General features: G+C 62.6%; 18 protein-coding genes and 1 pseudogene. 6 read left to right on the forward strand and 13 right to left on the reverse strand.

Features of this window, described 5'->3' with window-relative positions:
- Positions 1-49 precede the first annotated feature (49 nt).
- Complete coding sequence (locus tag M1D32_RS01285) at positions 50-259, reverse strand: hypothetical protein (protein WP_458780574.1); 210 nt, start codon at positions 257-259, stop codon at positions 50-52.
- 257 nt (positions 260-516) lie between these two features.
- Positions 517-738 carry a hypothetical protein gene (locus M1D32_RS01290; RefSeq protein WP_458780575.1) on the reverse strand — a complete coding sequence of 74 codons (222 nt, stop codon included), beginning with the start codon at positions 736-738 and terminating at the stop codon, positions 517-519.
- A 94-nt stretch (positions 739-832) separates the two neighbouring features.
- Between M1D32_RS01290 and M1D32_RS01295 the strand changes: the two genes are divergently transcribed.
- Positions 833-1,201: an ANTAR domain-containing protein gene (locus M1D32_RS01295; protein ID WP_458780576.1), complete on the forward strand. Its 369-nt coding sequence runs from the start codon at positions 833-835 to the stop codon at positions 1,199-1,201.
- Positions 1,202-1,399: 198 nt separating this feature from the next.
- On the opposite strand, the gene M1D32_RS01300 is transcribed toward M1D32_RS01295, so the two are convergent.
- A complete protein-coding gene (locus M1D32_RS01300) occupies positions 1,400-1,882 on the reverse strand; it encodes a DUF7793 family protein (protein WP_458780577.1) in 483 nt (160 codons plus the stop codon).
- A gap of 187 nt (positions 1,883-2,069) precedes the next feature.
- Between M1D32_RS01300 and M1D32_RS01305 the strand changes: the two genes are divergently transcribed.
- Positions 2,070-2,423, forward strand: a complete 354-nt coding sequence (locus tag M1D32_RS01305) for a hypothetical protein (protein WP_458780578.1) — start codon at positions 2,070-2,072, stop codon at positions 2,421-2,423.
- A 144-nt stretch (positions 2,424-2,567) separates the two neighbouring features.
- Positions 2,568-3,230 (forward strand): TetR/AcrR family transcriptional regulator, encoded by a 663-nt coding sequence (locus M1D32_RS01310; RefSeq protein ID WP_458780579.1) that lies wholly within the window; start codon positions 2,568-2,570, stop codon positions 3,228-3,230.
- A gap of 566 nt (positions 3,231-3,796) precedes the next feature.
- Here the strand turns inward: M1D32_RS01310 and M1D32_RS01315 are convergent.
- The 5 genes from M1D32_RS01315 to M1D32_RS01335 all read right to left on the reverse strand — a co-directional run bounded on the left by M1D32_RS01315 (position 3,797) and on the right by M1D32_RS01335 (position 9,774).
- Positions 3,797-4,177 (reverse strand): response regulator transcription factor, encoded by a 381-nt coding sequence (locus M1D32_RS01315; RefSeq protein WP_458780580.1) that lies wholly within the window; start codon positions 4,175-4,177, stop codon positions 3,797-3,799.
- A gap of 6 nt (positions 4,178-4,183) precedes the next feature.
- Positions 4,184-5,569: a sensor histidine kinase gene (locus M1D32_RS01320; RefSeq protein ID WP_458780581.1), complete on the reverse strand. Its 1,386-nt coding sequence runs from the start codon at positions 5,567-5,569 to the stop codon at positions 4,184-4,186.
- Positions 5,569-7,224, reverse strand: a complete 1,656-nt coding sequence (locus M1D32_RS01325; protein WP_458780582.1) for an FAD-dependent oxidoreductase — start codon at positions 7,222-7,224, stop codon at positions 5,569-5,571. Before M1D32_RS01325 ends, M1D32_RS01320 begins: the two co-directional genes overlap by 1 nt.
- Before the next feature lie 757 nt (positions 7,225-7,981).
- On the reverse strand, positions 7,982-8,629 hold the full coding sequence (locus M1D32_RS01330; RefSeq protein ID WP_458780583.1) for a response regulator: 648 nt from the start codon (positions 8,627-8,629) through the stop codon (positions 7,982-7,984).
- Complete coding sequence (locus M1D32_RS01335) at positions 8,626-9,774, reverse strand: sensor histidine kinase (RefSeq protein WP_458780584.1); 1,149 nt, start codon at positions 9,772-9,774, stop codon at positions 8,626-8,628. The genes M1D32_RS01330 and M1D32_RS01335 overlap by 4 nt, the downstream gene beginning before the upstream one ends.
- Before the next feature lie 159 nt (positions 9,775-9,933).
- Between M1D32_RS01335 and M1D32_RS01340 the strand changes: the two genes are divergently transcribed.
- Complete coding sequence (locus M1D32_RS01340; RefSeq protein WP_458780585.1) at positions 9,934-10,422, forward strand: DUF6326 family protein; 489 nt, start codon at positions 9,934-9,936, stop codon at positions 10,420-10,422.
- A 128-nt stretch (positions 10,423-10,550) separates the two neighbouring features.
- On the opposite strand, the gene M1D32_RS01345 is transcribed toward M1D32_RS01340, so the two are convergent.
- From M1D32_RS01345 to M1D32_RS01360, 4 genes are read right to left on the reverse strand one after another with little or no spacing between them, the layout of a single operon-like run.
- Entirely contained in the window at positions 10,551-10,730 is a 180-nt protein-coding gene (locus tag M1D32_RS01345; RefSeq protein WP_458780586.1) for an SDR family NAD(P)-dependent oxidoreductase, read from the reverse strand.
- Positions 10,727-11,698: an NAD-dependent epimerase/dehydratase family protein gene (locus M1D32_RS01350; protein WP_458780587.1), complete on the reverse strand. Its 972-nt coding sequence runs from the start codon at positions 11,696-11,698 to the stop codon at positions 10,727-10,729. The genes M1D32_RS01345 and M1D32_RS01350 overlap by 4 nt, the downstream gene beginning before the upstream one ends.
- Positions 11,695-12,294: a hypothetical protein gene (locus tag M1D32_RS01355; RefSeq protein WP_458780588.1), complete on the reverse strand. Its 600-nt coding sequence runs from the start codon at positions 12,292-12,294 to the stop codon at positions 11,695-11,697. The genes M1D32_RS01350 and M1D32_RS01355 overlap by 4 nt, the downstream gene beginning before the upstream one ends.
- Positions 12,295-12,306: 12 nt before the next feature.
- Positions 12,307-13,074, reverse strand: a complete 768-nt coding sequence (locus tag M1D32_RS01360) for a DUF4386 domain-containing protein (RefSeq protein WP_458780589.1) — start codon at positions 13,072-13,074, stop codon at positions 12,307-12,309.
- A gap of 91 nt (positions 13,075-13,165) precedes the next feature.
- Here M1D32_RS01360 and M1D32_RS01365 point away from each other — a divergent pair, with 91 nt between their 5' ends.
- Together M1D32_RS01365 and M1D32_RS01370 are read left to right on the forward strand one after the other, a co-directional pair.
- Positions 13,166-13,846 (forward strand): TetR/AcrR family transcriptional regulator, encoded by a 681-nt coding sequence (locus M1D32_RS01365; protein ID WP_458780590.1) that lies wholly within the window; start codon positions 13,166-13,168, stop codon positions 13,844-13,846.
- A gap of 15 nt (positions 13,847-13,861) precedes the next feature.
- Positions 13,862-14,065 (forward strand): annotated as a pseudogene (locus M1D32_RS01370) (hypothetical protein); the annotation flags it as partial.
- 134 nt (positions 14,066-14,199) lie between these two features.
- Here M1D32_RS01370 and M1D32_RS01375 read toward each other — a convergent pair.
- On the reverse strand, positions 14,200-14,940 hold the full coding sequence (locus M1D32_RS01375) for a GAF domain-containing protein (protein ID WP_458780591.1): 741 nt from the start codon (positions 14,938-14,940) through the stop codon (positions 14,200-14,202).
- Between the last annotated feature and the right edge of the window lie 786 nt (positions 14,941-15,726).

Raw genomic sequence — 15,726 nt, forward strand, 5'->3', positions numbered from 1 at the left:
GCGAAATTCAGCCGCCTCATGAGCGCCGTCCCGGGCGCCGGGTTGAGCGTCACCGTGGGGAATCGGCGTCTAGGTCTTCCATGGCCCAGGCCAGAACATTGAGTTCAAACGGGGGAGGCTCTTGGATCCCGTAGAGGTGTGCATCGAAATCGAATTCGTCGGCGCTGCCGCCGTTGCCCCAGTACCTCAACCAGAGGCCTTCAAGGCTGATGATGTTCCGGTCTATTAAAGCTCGGGCGGTTTGCCGTGGATCACTCATCACTGCTACCTGATCACCTTGGAGGGCAGCGCCCGCCTGTTAGTCAGCATACTTACTAATTCGAGGGTACCGGACTGTGTTGGGCCAGCCAACAGGGACTGCAAAATTTTTGGTCCGGGAGCAAATGCGCCATGGTTTACCGACGAGATGCGGTTAGGGGTTGCTGGGAGGTGACGTGTGCCGGGGGAGTTCCTACGATTGGGCTCATGGACTCCACCGGACATGCCGAGCACATCATCAGCCTGCACGAGCTGGTGTCAGGCAGTGCTGACATTCAAACGATTTTGAACGGCTTGACCGGTTTCGCGGCGGACGCGATCAGCAAGGCCGCCGGTGAAACGATCGATTGTGCGCTGACCCTGCGTCGGCGCAAACGCACCGCCACCGTCGCAGGCAGCAGCGACAAGGCGGTTTTGCTTGACCGCATCGAACAGAGCCTGGGTGAAGGACCGTGCCTTGAAGCTTTGGACGTGGGCCACCCGGTGCTCCTGACTGACGTCCACCGACACGAACTGGCCCCAGTACAGCAGGGCTCTGGCTGCCGAGGGGTGCCGCAGCGCCCTGGGCGTTCCCATGGATCTGGGGGAAACCTCCCAGGCCGTGCTGAACTTTTTCGCCCCCACTACCGGCGTATTCACTGACGAAGTCATCAACGAAGCAGCCTCGTTCGCGCCCGTTGCAGGCAGCACTCTTCGTCTTGCAATCCGGATCGAGTCCGTGGAGCATCTGAACGCTGACCTGAAAACTGCAATGGCCACCCGGACTGCGATCGATTCCGCCTGCGGCGTGATTATGGCGCAAAACCATTGCAGCCATGACCAAGCGTTCGAGCTGCTGGCCAAAGCGTCCAGTCACCGGAATCAAAAACTTCACGATGTGGCGGCGGACATCATCGCCCGGCTGGGCGTCACTCCCGACGGTTCCCTGCGTTTCGAGGACTGACACATCTGAGCCGGACCCTGTAGATGATCAGGAGACGCGCCACCACCCGGACGACTCCTCAGTGGCGCGTCTTTCGGGGCAAAAGCCGCCGCCCTGATGGGGTAGCCCCCCGCGGTAGAAGGTCAATAACGACCGTTTCTGCTCGGTGCGCGGTCAGCCTCCAAAAAAAGTCGTGCGAGTTGCAACATCGCTGGAGTGCTAGCCCTCTTTTAGCCAGGCCATCGCTTCGTCCATTGAGGTGAAGAACCGGGTGGGGCACGCGTGGCGGTGCCGTGAGGTGTAAAAGCTGGCTATGACTTCGTCCACGGGGCTGGTGCCGACGAGGGCCATCCGCGCGAGCGGCCACGGGGCCGAGAAAATCTCCGTGGCAAGGCGATCGATCCATTTCATGCTGGCCATTTCGACCAACATTGGAAGGGTGCGCCCTGAACTCAGCTCAGCGGCGCGGCTCTTCAGAGCGTTCGCTTCGGCTTCAGTGACCACTGCTCCAGGTCTCCACCGCACATGCAAAATATCCTGACTGGAAAGCTCGATAGTCACAACCTCGCTTTGTCGCCCCATCAGTTCCACACCTATCTCCTCAGCACCTCGTGCGCGAACCGCATTAGTGAAATCAGCGGGCCAAAAGCCTAATCGTACGTTCCACCGGGCCCCCTTTTCACGACCACTGCAACGCATCATTTTGTAATGTCACCCCTTGGGGGCGGTGGGTTGCACGCTAATCTAAGAACGAATTGATAGTTCAGTGCCGCAACCCCTGGCCCTCGTGGGCTGGTTGAACATGCGGGACGGCTTTGAAGCCGGGTACTGGAAGTAGTTGGGGGAATTTGTGTTGGATTTGAAGCAGGGCTCTTCGCCTCGGTACACCTTGAAGGATGACGGAGACTTCCTGCGCCTGCAATGGACTCCCGGGGTCTCGATAGAAGCCGAGGACATCCGCTCGACAATCGCCGCTGTCACTGCTGCATCCCCCCGGGGCAAGCGTCCGTTACTGGTGCACATTGGGCCGCTGGAGAGGATTACCCCGGAAGCCAAGCAGTTGCTCCTCAATGACACATGCTCCGCTCGCACCGCCGTCGTTGGGGTTGATGATGTTGGCAGGGTGATCACTGCCTTCAACTACAGATCCGCCACACTCAGCCGGTACTTTGAAAAGGAATCCGACGCGATCGCCTGGCTCACGGAGGACACGCATCCAGGCAGGGTCTCCGGCCGCAGTTGAGCCTAGCCGAGCGTCCATTGAAGCATCGGAAGGGCGGCTGTGTGATGCTCGCGCGTGGACAGTGGATAGACAAGCTCGCAAGGCGGGACGGGCCTTAAGTCGCTCCGGGTACAGTGGAGCGTCCACGAGGAAGGCGGGTACCTGTTGGTTGACCAGAGACGGGTGAAGCGTGAGATCGTCCCGCAGACGGCTGAGCGGACACCGAATACGGTGGCACGCGATGAGCGGCGGCGGCAGCTTCTGCAGGCAGCCCAGGCAGTTTTTGTAGCCAGTGGTTACCAGGGTGCCAACATGGAGGAGATCGCCCAAGCGGCCTATGTGAGCAAGCCGGTTCTGTACCAGTACTTCCCATCCAAGCGTGAGCTGTACCTCGAACTGCTGGACATTAACCTCACGGCACTCGGCGATGTATTGCAGGAGTCCGTCCATTCCGCGAAGCCCAATAAAGAACGAGTGCATGATGCTATCCGGGCTTATTTTGGCTACATAGCCCGGGACGATGGTGCATATCGCCTCGCGTTCGAATCCGGTTTGAGCGATGATCCTGACGTCAGCGCGAGGCGGGAGGCATTCAGAAGGGGATTCGCCGGCGCTATCGCCCGAATCATCAGCGAGGACGCTCACTTGCCGCTTGTCGAAGCGGAACTGCTCGGTAGGGCTTTGATGGGTTTGGCTCAAGCAAGCGCACGTCATTGGGTAGAGGACACTGCTGAACAAGGCAGCGCTGCCCTTGGCATGGACGTGGCCAGCGAGCTCGTTTACCGCCTGGCGTGGCGGGGTATTTCACGCTTCCCCAAGGAGAAGTAGAAATGACTGAGGTGTCACCGGGAGCCAAGGTTTATTAGGTCTGTAGTAGAGGGCTCGTTCTCAACGAATCTAACCGTGCTTTCGGCGATGACTAAGTTGCTGTAGATTTGCCCGACGTCGCACCAGCCCATCCCGTACGTTTCCCCATAAGCCGTTAAACCACTTGTTGTAAACGGGTTTCCCGATGAAGCAACTTCACGCGAGATGCGCTCCGACTTCTCGGCATTCTCCGGCGTCGGCATGCCTTCGTGAAATAGCCCCTCTTGGAGGCGCTCCCCCACCCATTTTCAACCGCCGATAACCGTGATTCCGTCAACCTGCCTTCCTAGGGCAAGCCCGCGCCTGCTGATAAGGCGGCCGGAACTGGTGGCGATTCTGATCCGTCCATGGCTGGGGTCAATTCAGGTTATTCACGGCTGGGAATGGGAGCCTTCGGGGTAGCTCCCTGGCAGCAGTAGCGGTGGATAACCTTCGAGAATTGTCCCCGGCTGTGGGCGGGGGACCGGACCTCTCGTCCAAAAGTAGGTCAATTTCAGTTGTTCCAAGGGCCAGGCAAGGAGCGAGTATCAGCTTTGGCTGTACTCCAATTTGATACTAGGGCCAGCCGTACTACGCCTGTTTTCCGTGTGGAAGGTCTCGTAAGCCGAGGGATGACCTTTTGTTGGGCAGAGCTGATTTTCGAAAAGAAAGCATTGCCCGCAGCCACGACAGCCAACAGGAGCGAGTGTTTGGCCTGTTGATTTTGAGTGTCTCATGGGCATGGCCTGGTCACGGGGTATTTTTCCTAGTTTTGCCAGAATGCTGCCCACGTGGTGTTCCACTGTTCGTTTGCTGATGAACAGGCGCGCTGCGATCTGGCTATTGGTATGCCCCTCCGTTAGGAGCTGTAGGACTTCGGATTCCGGTGCTGTCAGGCGGCCTCCGAGCCGGGTATCCGCGGCTGCCATCAAGTATCAAACCTGGAGGAGCGGCAGCCGCACACGGAACACCGTCCTGCCCGGTTCGGATTCGATGTCGATTGTTCCGCCGTGCCGTTCGACGACAATTCGTCGGGCAATGTCCAGGCCCAGCCCGGTCCCTTTGCCGACGTCCTTGGTTGTATAGAACGCCTCGAAAGCACGCTTAGCTACTGGCGGAGCAAGGCCGGGACCAGTGTCACCAATTTCGACCGTCACCCCGCTTCCGTTCCACAGGGTGGCTACGCGCAGGATGCCGCGACCTTCCATCGCATCCACTGCGTTGTCGATGAGGTTGGTCCACACCTGGTTCAGTTCGCCCGGGTACGCATCGATGGAGGGGAGGTTATCGCTGTACTCGCGCACAACCTCCACCCCATCACGGAGCTTGTGTCCAAGCATGACCAGGGTACTTTCGAGACCTTCGACCACGTCGATATTCTGGCGGGAGCCCCTGTCCATCTGCGAGTAGGACTTGACCGCCAAGACGAGCTCCGAGACCCGGCGTGTGGACTCCCTTACTTCTGAGAGCAGCTTTTCCATGGACAGAGTAGCGGCTACCCATTCCAGCGCGGGTTCCAGGGCAGGCCCACCGAACAAAGATTCAGCACGCTCGCACCACTCCAGGTCCACCCCCGCGGCGGCAAGCGTGGGACCGATAACCCAGTCATGTTCTACGCTTCGCTCAGAGAGCCAATCGATCAGGAGGTCTTCCTGATCGGCGAGTGTCAGCGCATCCGGAGCGGGCGCCGTCGTCGTGATTTCCGCGTGGAGGCTTTCCAGGCCGGCGAACTGGGCCGGAGTGATGCCCGTGCGGGTCAGACTGCCCATCGATGCAAGCATCATGCGTGATGCGTCCTCCATAGCCTCCGCCGCCCGACTCGCTGCTGCGGCCGGATTGTTGATCTCGTGGGCGAGTCCGGCCGAAAGTGTGCCGAGCGTCGCCAGCGCTTCCCGCTGCCGGATGGTCGACTCGACCCGGCGTACCGTCCCGTACAGGCCCTCGATGAAGTGCACGCCGAAGGGGAACCACTCACCGAAGAGCCGCCGCAGGGCCGTGGCTGGAACCCGGAGGACCCGGCCTGCCTCGCTCCCTCGACCGGTGGCAAGGTAGACGCTGCTTTCATCCCAGGCTCGGAACCCGCCGGCCCAACGTCCTGGCACATCCATCTTCCCGACCACAGTGTCTTCGCGTCCGAGGTGACGAAGCAGCTCAAGGGCGCCGTCAACCAGTACCCACCAGAAATCTGCAGGTTCGCCCTCGTTCCACAGGATGACGCCGGGTTCAATTGTGATCTCAGTACCCGCTTCGACGAGTTCGGAAAGTTGTTGGTCGCTGAGACCCTTGAAGAGACTGATCCCTCGCAGCTCGTGTGCGTGCATCAGATGGTTACCAGGTAGCGGTGGACGAGGTAGACGGCCATTGCACCTTCTCCTACGGCTGATGCCACCCGCTTCATTGAATCCAGCCGGACATCGCCGGCGGCAAAGACGCCGGGCACGCTTGTCTCCAGCGCGAATGGCCCGCGCGCGAGGGGCCAGCGCCGAGGGTAGGCCGGATTTAGGAGATCGTGCCCTGTAACCACGAATCCTTTCTCGTCTCGAACGATATCGTCGCCAAGCCAGTTCGTACGCGGAGAGGCCCCGATGAAGAGGAAAAGCCAGCTTGAGGCCACTTCCTGAGTGAGTCCGGCATCCCTGTCGGCAATCACAAGTGACTCAAGATGACCGTCTCCGCGAACCGCCAAGATCTCGCTACGGTAGCGGACCTCGATGGCAGGAGAGGAAGAGATGCGCTCTATGAGGTAACGGGACATCGTTGCCTCAAGTGTCCCGGACCGAACCACGAGCACCACCCGTTTCGCATATTGCGCCAGGTTCAGCGCTGCCTGCCCTGCCGAGTTCGCGGCACCGACAACATATACGTCGTCGCCCTCACACTGGCTGGCTTCGCTTGCGTTCGCACCGTAGTAGACACCCCGACCGGTGAGCGGTTCGATCCCTTCAGCTTCAAGCCGTCGGTAGGACACTCCGGTAGCGATGATGAGGGCTCGTGCCTCTATGTCCGTTGAACCGAACAGCACGGCCCGCACCGGGCCTCGGGACTCGAAGCCCACAACATCATTCGCGAGAACCACTTCCGCGCCGAATCGGGAAACCTGCGCCATGGCACGCTGAGTGAGGTCTGAGCCGCTCAAACCCTTCGGGAATCCAAGGTAGTTCTCGATGGCTGCGCTCTGGCTGGCCTGACCGCCCGGCGCTTCGCGCTCGACGATTACGGTACTGAGCCCCTCAGACGCTGCGTAGACTGCTGCGGCCATACCGGCGGGACCACCTCCCACAATGCAGACGTCGTAGAGCGGACGCTGAGCAACGGTGCGCAACCCTAGGGCAGCGGCCAGATCAAGCATCGACGGCGATGAGAGCACTGATCCATCCGGCAGGATCACCAGGGGCACATCGGCCGGATCCGCGCCAGCAAGTTCCAGCAGGCGCATGGCCTCTGCGTCCCTTTCGATGTCGTGCCAGCGGTAGGGCACGTAGTTACGGGCCAGGAAGGTTTTGATGTCATGGCTACGGTCTGACCACCGGGCACCGACCACCCGCACGTCGGAAGTGTGGTCGGGATTAGCTCGCCGCCAGTCATCGAGCAGGTCATCCACCACCGGATACAACCGCTCCGTGGGCGGGTCCCATGGCTTGAGCAGGTAATGGTCGAGCCCGATATCGTTGATCGCCTTGATGGCCACATCGGTGTCTGCGTAGGCAGTGAGAAGAAGTAGCTTCGCACCTGGAGCGTGTGGTCGTGCGCGCTCCATGAGTTCGATCCCCGTCATCTGGGGCATCCTCTGGTCCGCCGCGATCAGCGCCACCGCCTGGTCCCGAAGCGCCAGTTTGGCCAGTATTTCCATGGCTTCAGCGCCGGACGTTGCCCTGAGAATCCTGAACTCCGGCCCGTACCTGCTGCGAAGATCGCGGGCAACCGCCGCAGAAACCTGGGGGTCGTCGTCGACCGTCAGGATGTTCGGTTTTGTCATGACCGGAGGTTCCTAATTGCTGCCACGTGGACGACCCATCTGCTCAGGAGACCTAGCGTGAAGCCTATCCAGAGCGGTGTCGCGAGTCCATGGCTTCGCATGCTATTCGGAAGCTGCCTTCAAGTTGGTGAAACCAAGGTCCGTCTTCCTGTGCCGCCTGAGGATCTGCTCCGTTTGGCGACGTCGTCCTGGAGTACATGGACAGTCAATTGCCTCCGCAGGGCAACCCGTACATGCTGATCACGCGGCCGGAACTGGTAGCGACTCTGATCCGTCGGCTGGGGTCAATTCAGGTTATCCACGGCTGGAATAGGGAGCCGTCCGGGTAGCTCCCTGGCAGCAGTAGCGGTGGATAACCTATGAGAATTGTCCCCGGCTGTGGGCGGGCGGGCCGGGCTTCTCGTTTAGACGTAGATGAATTCCGGTTGCCCTCAGGAACAGCCCGGAGCCGCGTGTCAGCTTTGGTGTGCTGCAACAGGACACGGTCATGGAATGTGGCACATAGTGCTCGTCATCTCGCAACTAATGATGACTGCCGAGGCCGAGCGAGTGCGATACATAGTTGCAAGAATCGAAGGGTCCCCGAATTCACCCAGGGCACGTGTGACTTTTGCCCGCAAATGGCGGTGATCTGTGGATGTTCTGCTTTGCCCCGCGACGATCCGTTCTCCGACGCCCCATGAGGCTTCAATCACACTGGTGGTGCCGGTGAACATGATCCCGGAGACGCTGGCATCTACGGCACCCCGCTCCAACCTCAGGTGCGGCCGGTCTCATGAGCCCACATGGCGAGCTCGACCCGATTACGCGCGCCGAGCTTGCGCATCAGGCTGGCCAGATGGCTCTTGACGGTGCTGGGACTGATGTGGAAATCGGCGGCGATCTCACTGTTGGTTCGGCCCTGCGCCACGGTGAGGAGCACTTGCTCCTCACGGGAGGTGAGCGGTTCTATCGGCTGCGCCGATGGTCCCTTCTGCGATCTGGCAAACGCCGCAAGTAGGCGGACGGTGACGCTAGGAGCGATCAGAGCATCACCATCGGCTGCAGCGTGGATCGCCTGGGTCAGCAGCGCCGGTCCGGCGTCCTTGAGCAGGAAGCCCCGGGCGCCGGCCTTCAACGCCCCATAGACGTACTCGTCGAGGTCAAAAGTGGTGATCACGACGATCGGCAAGGGGTCGGTGACCTCGGGTCCGGCGAGCTGGCGGGTGGCTTCGATACCGTCCATCAGCGGCATACGGACGTCGAACAGGCACACGTCCGGGTGCAGCTGACGCGCCAGGCCCACCGCCTGTCGCCCATCGGTGGCGGCACCCACGACCTCGATGTCGGGCTGGGCGTTCAGCAGCATCGTCAGACCGGTGCGCACGATGTCCTGATCGTCGGCGATAAGCACCCGGATGGTCATCGGGGAGCACCCGCTCGGGGCAGCATCGCCTCGACCCGCCAGCCACCACCCGCGCTCGGGCCAGCGTGGAACGTGCCGCCCAGCAGCTTGGCGCGTTCCCGCATACCGACCAGGCCATAGCCCGACGGGCTGCCGCCGGCCGTGCTAACGGCACCATCGTCATCGACCGTCAACTGCACCCGCTCAGCGTCACCCACAACACGCACCGCTACCCGCGTCGCGTAGCGGGCGTGACGCCGCGCGTTCGTGACCGACTCCTGGGCCAGGCGGTAAAGCGCAGCCCCGACCACAGGGCTGAGATCGGCAAGCTCACCGGATAGCTCCACATCGACCCGTGGCCCTCCCCCGGCCTGACCGGCAAGCCGCCCGAGGTCAGCCACCCCCGGGCCTGGCGCGAAGTCCGCCCCCTCGGAAGCGCGCAGGACACCGACCATGGTGCGCAACTCGGTCAGCGTTCGCGAGGCCGCGTCCTCGATGACAGCAAGAACCTCAGCGGCACGCTCGGGGTGCAACGTTGCGACGGCACGTCCGGCCTGGGCCTGAATAACGATGCCGGAGACGTGGTGGGCGACCGTGTCATGAAGGTCACGCGCCAGCTGCTCGCGCTCCCGGGCTTTGGCCTCGTCAATGTCACGGGTACGCGCGTACGCGTGGTACCGGATTGCAGCGCCCAGGGCTGCGGCGAGCAGGAAGAAGGCGAATGCACCCACCACATCTGCCTGGCTGGTCGGGTCGGCGATGTGCGTGATGACCAGCCAAACCAGGATGACCCCCAGACCGGTCGCGGCCTCGCGGCCAGCTCCCCACCGGAACAGCGCGTAGGTCAAGACGAGCACGCCCCCGATGCTCGTCAGCAGACCAGCATCCTCGCCCGCGAGGATCCTCGCGACGTCGACAGCCGTCAGCGTGCCGAAGGAGACCGCGACCGCCGCCAAGGGGTGGGTGCGGCGCCACCACAGGGGAGCAAGGACCACAAACACGGCGGCGAGCACCAGCGGGCGCCACATTATGTCCTCGCGGAGCACCGCCTCCACCAACGACCACGTCGCGAGTACCGCGACGAGCGCCCAGTCCCGCCATACCCTCCGCGGGGGGTTCGCCGGTCGAGGCTCAGCCCACAAAGAGCGCAGCGCCTTCGTCACCATCTGTCCAGCATAGGGTCAGCGCGGCAGCGGCGGATCAGCCGAAAGCACGAGGGAGAGACCATGCTATCGGCCAGGCGAACTCCAGCCTCCGGGCCGATGTGCCCGCCGCCGGGCTCAGCGATCGTGGAAGTACCGATCTTCACCACAACAACGGAGCCCATGATGAGAACACGTCAACCCACCACACTGGAAGACCAGCGGATCCCGGTGCAGGCCAAGCTCGCTGCAGCCTGGACCAGCTTGATGTTCTTCTACATCTACATCGACTACTTCCACCTCTACAAGCCCGGCAGCATCGACCAAATCCGGAGTGGCGAAATCTTTGTATTCGACATCAGCGGGCCATTGTTGACCATTTTCGTCGTGGTCACAGGGATCCCAGCCCTGATGGTGATGCTCTCCACGACGCTGCCAGCCCGTGTGAACCGCGCCACGAATCTCGTCGTGGCAACGCTCTACATCCCCGTCACGGTGTTCAACGCGGCCTCGACGAACTGGGAATGGGCCTCCTTTTACGGACTCTCCATCGGACTCGAGGTGCTGCTCCTGGCCTTCATCCTGCGCTCCTCCTGGACCTGGCCCCGCACCGCACCGTCGGTGACCATGCCTAACAGCCGTGAGGCTGATCGCGCACAGCAAAAAGCGTGAACCCAAGGGCAGTCCCCGTCCTGTTCAGAGCCATCTGCCCCGGTGCCGCGGTATGGGCCTCCTGGCAGTGGGACACCAACTACCACTGGGACGTCCGGTAGGTGCCTTCCAAGGCCCCTACCGGCTGGTCAGGTCACCGGATGCGCACACAGGCGCGCTTCTTCGGTGCGTTGAGGGTCGCGCCCGATGATGGCGACGTGGACCCCCATCAGAGCCAGTCCATGCGCGGTGGCCTTACCGATCCCTCCGGTGGCACCGGTGACGACTACTGTCCTGCCCGCCATTGGCATCATGTTTTTGCGTTTCATGATCGTGCTCGTTCCGCGTAGGGCTGACTGAGATTGGCGTAACTAAGGAGTGTTTCAGCGACGGCCTGGTCCAGGGGAGTGGCTGTGACGTCGAGCCTTGTGGTGATTTTGCTGCTGTCAACGATGAAAGGTTCTTCGAACTGGTACTGCATTTCGAGGAGTTCCCGCACAACGGGGCTGGTGAGGGCCAGGGCGCGCAGGAGCACTGGCGGGACCGTCCGGATCCTGGTGCGCTGTTGGCCGGCCTGACGGTAGAGGGTGTCGACGAGTTCCTGGGTGGTGCGCGTGTGGGGGTCGTTGGGCAGGTGCCAGATTTCGCCGGGCGCGTCCGGGTGTTCACCCAGGACGGCGAGGCCTTCACCGATGTCAGGGATGTAGGTGTAGGTGTGCGGTTGGTGCCGGTCGCCCAGTACCGTGCTGGTTCTCCCGGCCAGAGCTGCAGGGAAGACGCGGTCGCCGAGGTTTGATTGTGCTCCGCCGCGGGGGCCGAAGTAATCCGAAGCGTGTCCGATGGCAACTTCAACGCGGCCTGCCTGGTGGGCATTAAGGAGTTCGGCTGCCATGGCGGCGCGGAGCCGTCCCTTGGCCGTGTGGGCGTTGTTGGTTCGGTCTTCGGTCAGTGGGCGTCCTGCCGGGCGCCCGTACATGTAGACGTTTTCCATACTGACCAGCCGGGCGCCTGTGGCTTCAGCGGCCGCCAGCACCCCGGCCTGCAGAGCGGGGAAATGCGCGTTCCACTGGTGGTAGGGCGGGTTCATCGTCTGATAGACGACTGCAGCATCCCGGGCTGCGCGGGCAGCGAAGACCGGGTCGGCGGCGTCACCGGCCACAACTTCGACGTCGGTGGGTACCTGCACTTTGCCGGAGCGGTTGACCATGCGGACGGTGCGGCCCCGGCGGCGCAGGCCGTCCAAGGTGGCCAGTCCGATGGCGCCGGAGCCGAAAATGACGTGCAGGCCGGTAGTCATGAGTGAACTTTGGCCGTGCTCGGGGTAATAGTGGGCTGCTTGGACGCTGCGACCGGCAGCAGCCGGTTCAGGAGGAGGCCGGTGAGGGCGGTGACGAGGACGGCTCCGCTGGCGCCGAACACGATGAACTGCTGATCAACGGCGATTCCGGCCAGGGTGGTGACTGTCCAGCCGAGGCTCCACAGGGCAGGCATGGCAGCTGCCCAGACCCACCGGCGCCGGCCCAATCGCCGGGGCAGGGCAAGCGCCTGAACGACGCCCAGGACCAGCCCGTTAAGCGCTCCCATCAGGACAAGGTCAACAAGGGCGGTGCGGTAGCCTACAGCGGCGCCGCCCAGGGCCAGTCCGGCGCTCATGCCCAGGATGGTCGCCAGGATCCAGGAGGCTGCCCTGACCCTGTGGCTGCTGGCCAGTGCCTGCCCGGTTCCGATGACGAGTCCGGCGATGGCCCCGCCAATGGCCGCTGAAAGCAGGTCATCGATGCGGCCGGTGATGATGGTGCCGGCGTAGCCTCCCACCGGCAGGGCCAGGGAACTCGTCGTCCATAACAGCCAGGCCCGGATAGTGATTGCCCGCGGAGTCTTCGTGTGGCGCATGATGTCAGTTCCTTAGGCAATGCCGTGCAGGGCAGTGTGGATGTGCGGGGTAGGAGCGGGACTCGCAGCCTCTGATCGCTTGAGCAGGATGCCGATGCCGAGCACGGCGATCCAGAGGCCCCAACCGGTGCTGCCGATCAGGCCGGCGAGGTCCCAGACGGGGAATCCGGGCACAGCGGTGGCAAGGATGTCGCCCTGGTTGAGCAGGTAGATGCTGCTGGTGATGAGGCCGGCGGCGCCGACCCATCGGGGAAGAATTGCGCTGCGCAGGATCACGATGCTGACAGCGACGGACCAGGCGATCACCAGCAGTTGGCCCAGGTGCTCGCCCAGCAGCGCGCCGCCGAACTGGTGCTGTGCCGTCCATGCAGCGGCTACCGCTGCTTTGGTCTGCCCGTCACCTGTCGCGTAGCTGCTGGCCAGTGCCGGGACCACGAACACCCAGCGCAGGAACCCGATGAGGGACAGGAGAACGGAGGCAGCTCCGGCATAGGTGGCCACCTTCAATGCCTGGTTCCCCTGCAGGCCCAGTGCCGCCGGCAGGAGCAGGACCGGGATGGCGAGGAGCCCGTAGGCCCAAGCCGCGGCGAACCAAGCCCAGATGAGGGCGGGTCCACCGGCGGTAAAGGCAGGCAGCACCACCTCGGCCGGCTCGCGAAGCACGTCCGGCCAGTCGAACATCACCGACAGGGCCGTGGCCGCTGCCGCGAACGCGAGGGCGCTGAGGGCAAAGAGCCCGCCTGTGGCGATCCGGATCTTTGGAGCTGGGGTAGTGTTCATGGCCGTCTTCCTGCCTAGTCCTGTACGGCGTACAAATTGGACGCTGTACAAATAGTGTACGCTGTACAGAAGAAAGTCAAGAGAGGAATTCATGACCACGCAGGCACGCAGTTCCCGGCCCGGTCCCCGCCGCACCCTGACGGAGGACGAGATCATGGGCGCCGCTCTCGAGCTCCTGGATGAAGGGGGTGTAAGCGCGGCATCCGTGCGGGGGATCGCGGCCCGGGTCGGGGTCGCGCCGAACGCCGTCTATACGTACTTCCCCGATAAGGCGGCCGTGGTCAAAGCCATTGTTGAGCACCTGCTGGGCCAGGTGGACCTGGCAATATTTTCGGACCGCAACGTTCCGTGGCGCCAGCGGATTGAATCCCTGGCGTTGGAACTCAGGGAACGGCTCACCGCCCACCCCGGAGCGGTGAACCTGATGATCGGCGGCCCCATGGACGGTCCACGGGCCCTTGCGCTGAATGAGCACCTGATGGAAACGCTTCGGGATTCCGGGCTGGAGGCTGAGGAGGCCGCGAAAGCCTCGTACCTGCTGATCGTCTACGTCTTCGGCTCGATAGCCCTGGAGGCGGCAGAACTTGGTGGTAGGCCCGGGGGGAGTTCGGAAGACGAAAGGATTGCCTCCCGGCTGGAGGGTTTTTCGGCGATACCAGCCGGCACTTTCCCGCTGTCCGCCGGAGCGGCAAGGATCATGGCCGGGTACGTTTCCACCGAGCAATACGCGTGGGGACTGCACAAAGTGCTCGACGGGATCACCAAAACATAAACGCCAGGGCTGCAGACGTGCTTGCGCGGTTGCGGCTTGCTTGTTGCCCTTCCTGACGGGCGGCGGAGCCGATATGAGCTGGCAGATGCCCGGCTGGGCCGCGCTATTAAAGACCTGATTGGTGTCGTCCTCGCCGTGGATTGCCCCGGACGGGTCGCGGGTCTGACACCGCGTACCCGAACCTGGCCAGCACGGGCGCCTGCATCAGCGTTTCCATAACCCACAAAGTACAGCGCAGGATGTATTGATGTATTCACGCATTGTGTACTCAGGCACGCGTTTCGCCGCCGCATGTCAGCACAGGTGTTCCCTCCTAGACGAGTTTCCGGACCACGTTTGTGGGCACAATGAGGTCAGCGGGGCCCCGCTCCTGCCTCCTGCTCGCGGCTGGCCTTTTGGAGGATATCCCGTGCTACGTCATGCAGTGGTGTGCCCTCTCCACGTGAGCGGGCCAACAGCACGGCTAAAGCTTCTTGTGAGTTCATATTCATGCGCTCGATCAGGATCCCCTGCGCTTTTGAAACCAGGTCTCTGCGGGTCAGGGCCTCTGCCATTTCTTCGCTCATCCGTTGTGCAGCTTCCCGGTCCCGGGCGTGGCCGAGCAGGACCGCGGCCGGGCTGGCGAGCCGCTCAATCTGGAAGACCGAGTTGTCATCAAAGGCCAGCGGGAGGGGGGAGTAGACCTTCAGCGCACCAATTTCTCTTCCCCCAGCGGTCAGCGGTGCGCTGAGAACGGAACGGAGGGGAAGATCCGCCACCGCCGCAGTCCATCTCGGCCACCTAACGTCTTCTTGGGTGTCCTGGATGATGATGGGGCGCTGTTCGGCCCAGGCGCTGAGGCACGGTCCCTCGCCGAGCTCGTACTGCAGTTTGTCCGCCCGGAGCACGACAGTATCGGTGGCGCCGGTGCTTTCGCTGCGGCCGCGGGGGTCGATGATTGACGCCCCGGCTCCTGCCGAGTTCGGGATCGAGTCCTTCAGGACGTAGGCCAGGGACTGCACTGCTTTGGAAGCATCCTCCTCGGTGAGGAGGCGGGTAATCATTTTCCCGGTTACTGCGGTGAGTTCATAGGCTTGGGGAAGGGAAATTCTCATGGTTGTCACCGTTTCGTGCGCGGCAACCGCAGGTTGCCGACTGGCTGAATTATGGAGCAATGCACCGTTGCTGGATCAGGGTGCAGGGGCGACGCGGGTGCTTCAGCCCCGGATGTTGCGTTTTATTGGTGTCCCGCTGTTTCAGCGTTCTGATCCGCCGGATGGATATAGTACGCGGCCGCCGGGCCCACCCTCCGCAGCCGGCTGTCGTGAACGTCGACGTCGCGGCAGTGCATTGCTGCACGGAAAGTGATGTCGGGTTTTGCGTCCATCCCCTGCAGGAACACCAGCTGACGTACAGGCCGTAAAGGCAGTCGGCGGTCAGGGGCAGTCCGTGTCGAATACAGGGACGGTGGCTTGTGCCAGGAATGTAGTGAAATGCGAGGGGGCCATGTCGGCTCTCTTTCCCCGGTGTGCATCTGTCCGCCAGCAGGCTCCAGCGGTACTCCTCAGGGCCCTGCACTCGGCCCAAAAGGGGGAGCGTCACACGCTGTGTGACGCTTGCCACTTCGAATGTACGCAATCCCATGCCTCCTGTCCAGCCGCGCGGGTGAAAAACAAGCACTGGGCTGCCTTCGACAGCCCTCCACCTCAGGGCCCGTATTTCAGCCGGCGTCCACGGGGCTGGTCTTGCCGGGTTCGCTGTTTGGCGGCCTGTAACGGCCCAACAGTTTGAGCAGTTCTCCCGGGTCCAGCCCGCCCCGCTGACCTCAGCCAGCGGTGCCTCGCCCATGCGAAGCGGTGCCATCGCTGATTCATGGAGACAGGCATAGGGGTTGTCGGGGT

The organism is Arthrobacter sp. D3-16 (genome assembly GCF_054408515.1).

Excerpts from the sequence above, each read along its gene's own strand:
- M1D32_RS01285 (WP_458780574.1), bottom strand. The coding sequence starts at position 259 with ATGAGTGATCCACGGCAAACCGCCCGAGCTTTAATAGACCGGAACATC.
- M1D32_RS01295 (WP_458780576.1), top strand. The coding sequence starts at position 833 with ATGGATCTGGGGGAAACCTCCCAGGCCGTGCTGAACTTTTTCGCCCCC.
- M1D32_RS01300 (WP_458780577.1), bottom strand. The coding sequence starts at position 1,882 with ATGATGCGTTGCAGTGGTCGTGAAAAGGGGGCCCGGTGGAACGTACGA.
- M1D32_RS01315 (WP_458780580.1), bottom strand. The coding sequence starts at position 4,177 with ATGGCAGCCGCGGATACCCGGCTCGGAGGCCGCCTGACAGCACCGGAA.
- M1D32_RS01320 (WP_458780581.1), bottom strand. The coding sequence starts at position 5,569 with ATGCACGCACACGAGCTGCGAGGGATCAGTCTCTTCAAGGGTCTCAGC.
- M1D32_RS01325 (WP_458780582.1), bottom strand. The coding sequence starts at position 7,224 with ATGACAAAACCGAACATCCTGACGGTCGACGACGACCCCCAGGTTTCT.
- M1D32_RS01330 (WP_458780583.1), bottom strand. The coding sequence starts at position 8,629 with ATGACCATCCGGGTGCTTATCGCCGACGATCAGGACATCGTGCGCACC.
- M1D32_RS01335 (WP_458780584.1), bottom strand. The coding sequence starts at position 9,774 with ATGGTGACGAAGGCGCTGCGCTCTTTGTGGGCTGAGCCTCGACCGGCG.
- M1D32_RS01340 (WP_458780585.1), top strand. The coding sequence starts at position 9,934 with ATGATGAGAACACGTCAACCCACCACACTGGAAGACCAGCGGATCCCG.
- M1D32_RS01345 (WP_458780586.1), bottom strand. The coding sequence starts at position 10,730 with ATGAAACGCAAAAACATGATGCCAATGGCGGGCAGGACAGTAGTCGTC.
- M1D32_RS01350 (WP_458780587.1), bottom strand. The coding sequence starts at position 11,698 with ATGACTACCGGCCTGCACGTCATTTTCGGCTCCGGCGCCATCGGACTG.
- M1D32_RS01355 (WP_458780588.1), bottom strand. The coding sequence starts at position 12,294 with ATGCGCCACACGAAGACTCCGCGGGCAATCACTATCCGGGCCTGGCTG.
- M1D32_RS01360 (WP_458780589.1), bottom strand. The coding sequence starts at position 13,074 with ATGAACACTACCCCAGCTCCAAAGATCCGGATCGCCACAGGCGGGCTC.
- M1D32_RS01365 (WP_458780590.1), top strand. The coding sequence starts at position 13,166 with ATGACCACGCAGGCACGCAGTTCCCGGCCCGGTCCCCGCCGCACCCTG.
- M1D32_RS01375 (WP_458780591.1), bottom strand. The coding sequence starts at position 14,940 with ATGAGAATTTCCCTTCCCCAAGCCTATGAACTCACCGCAGTAACCGGG.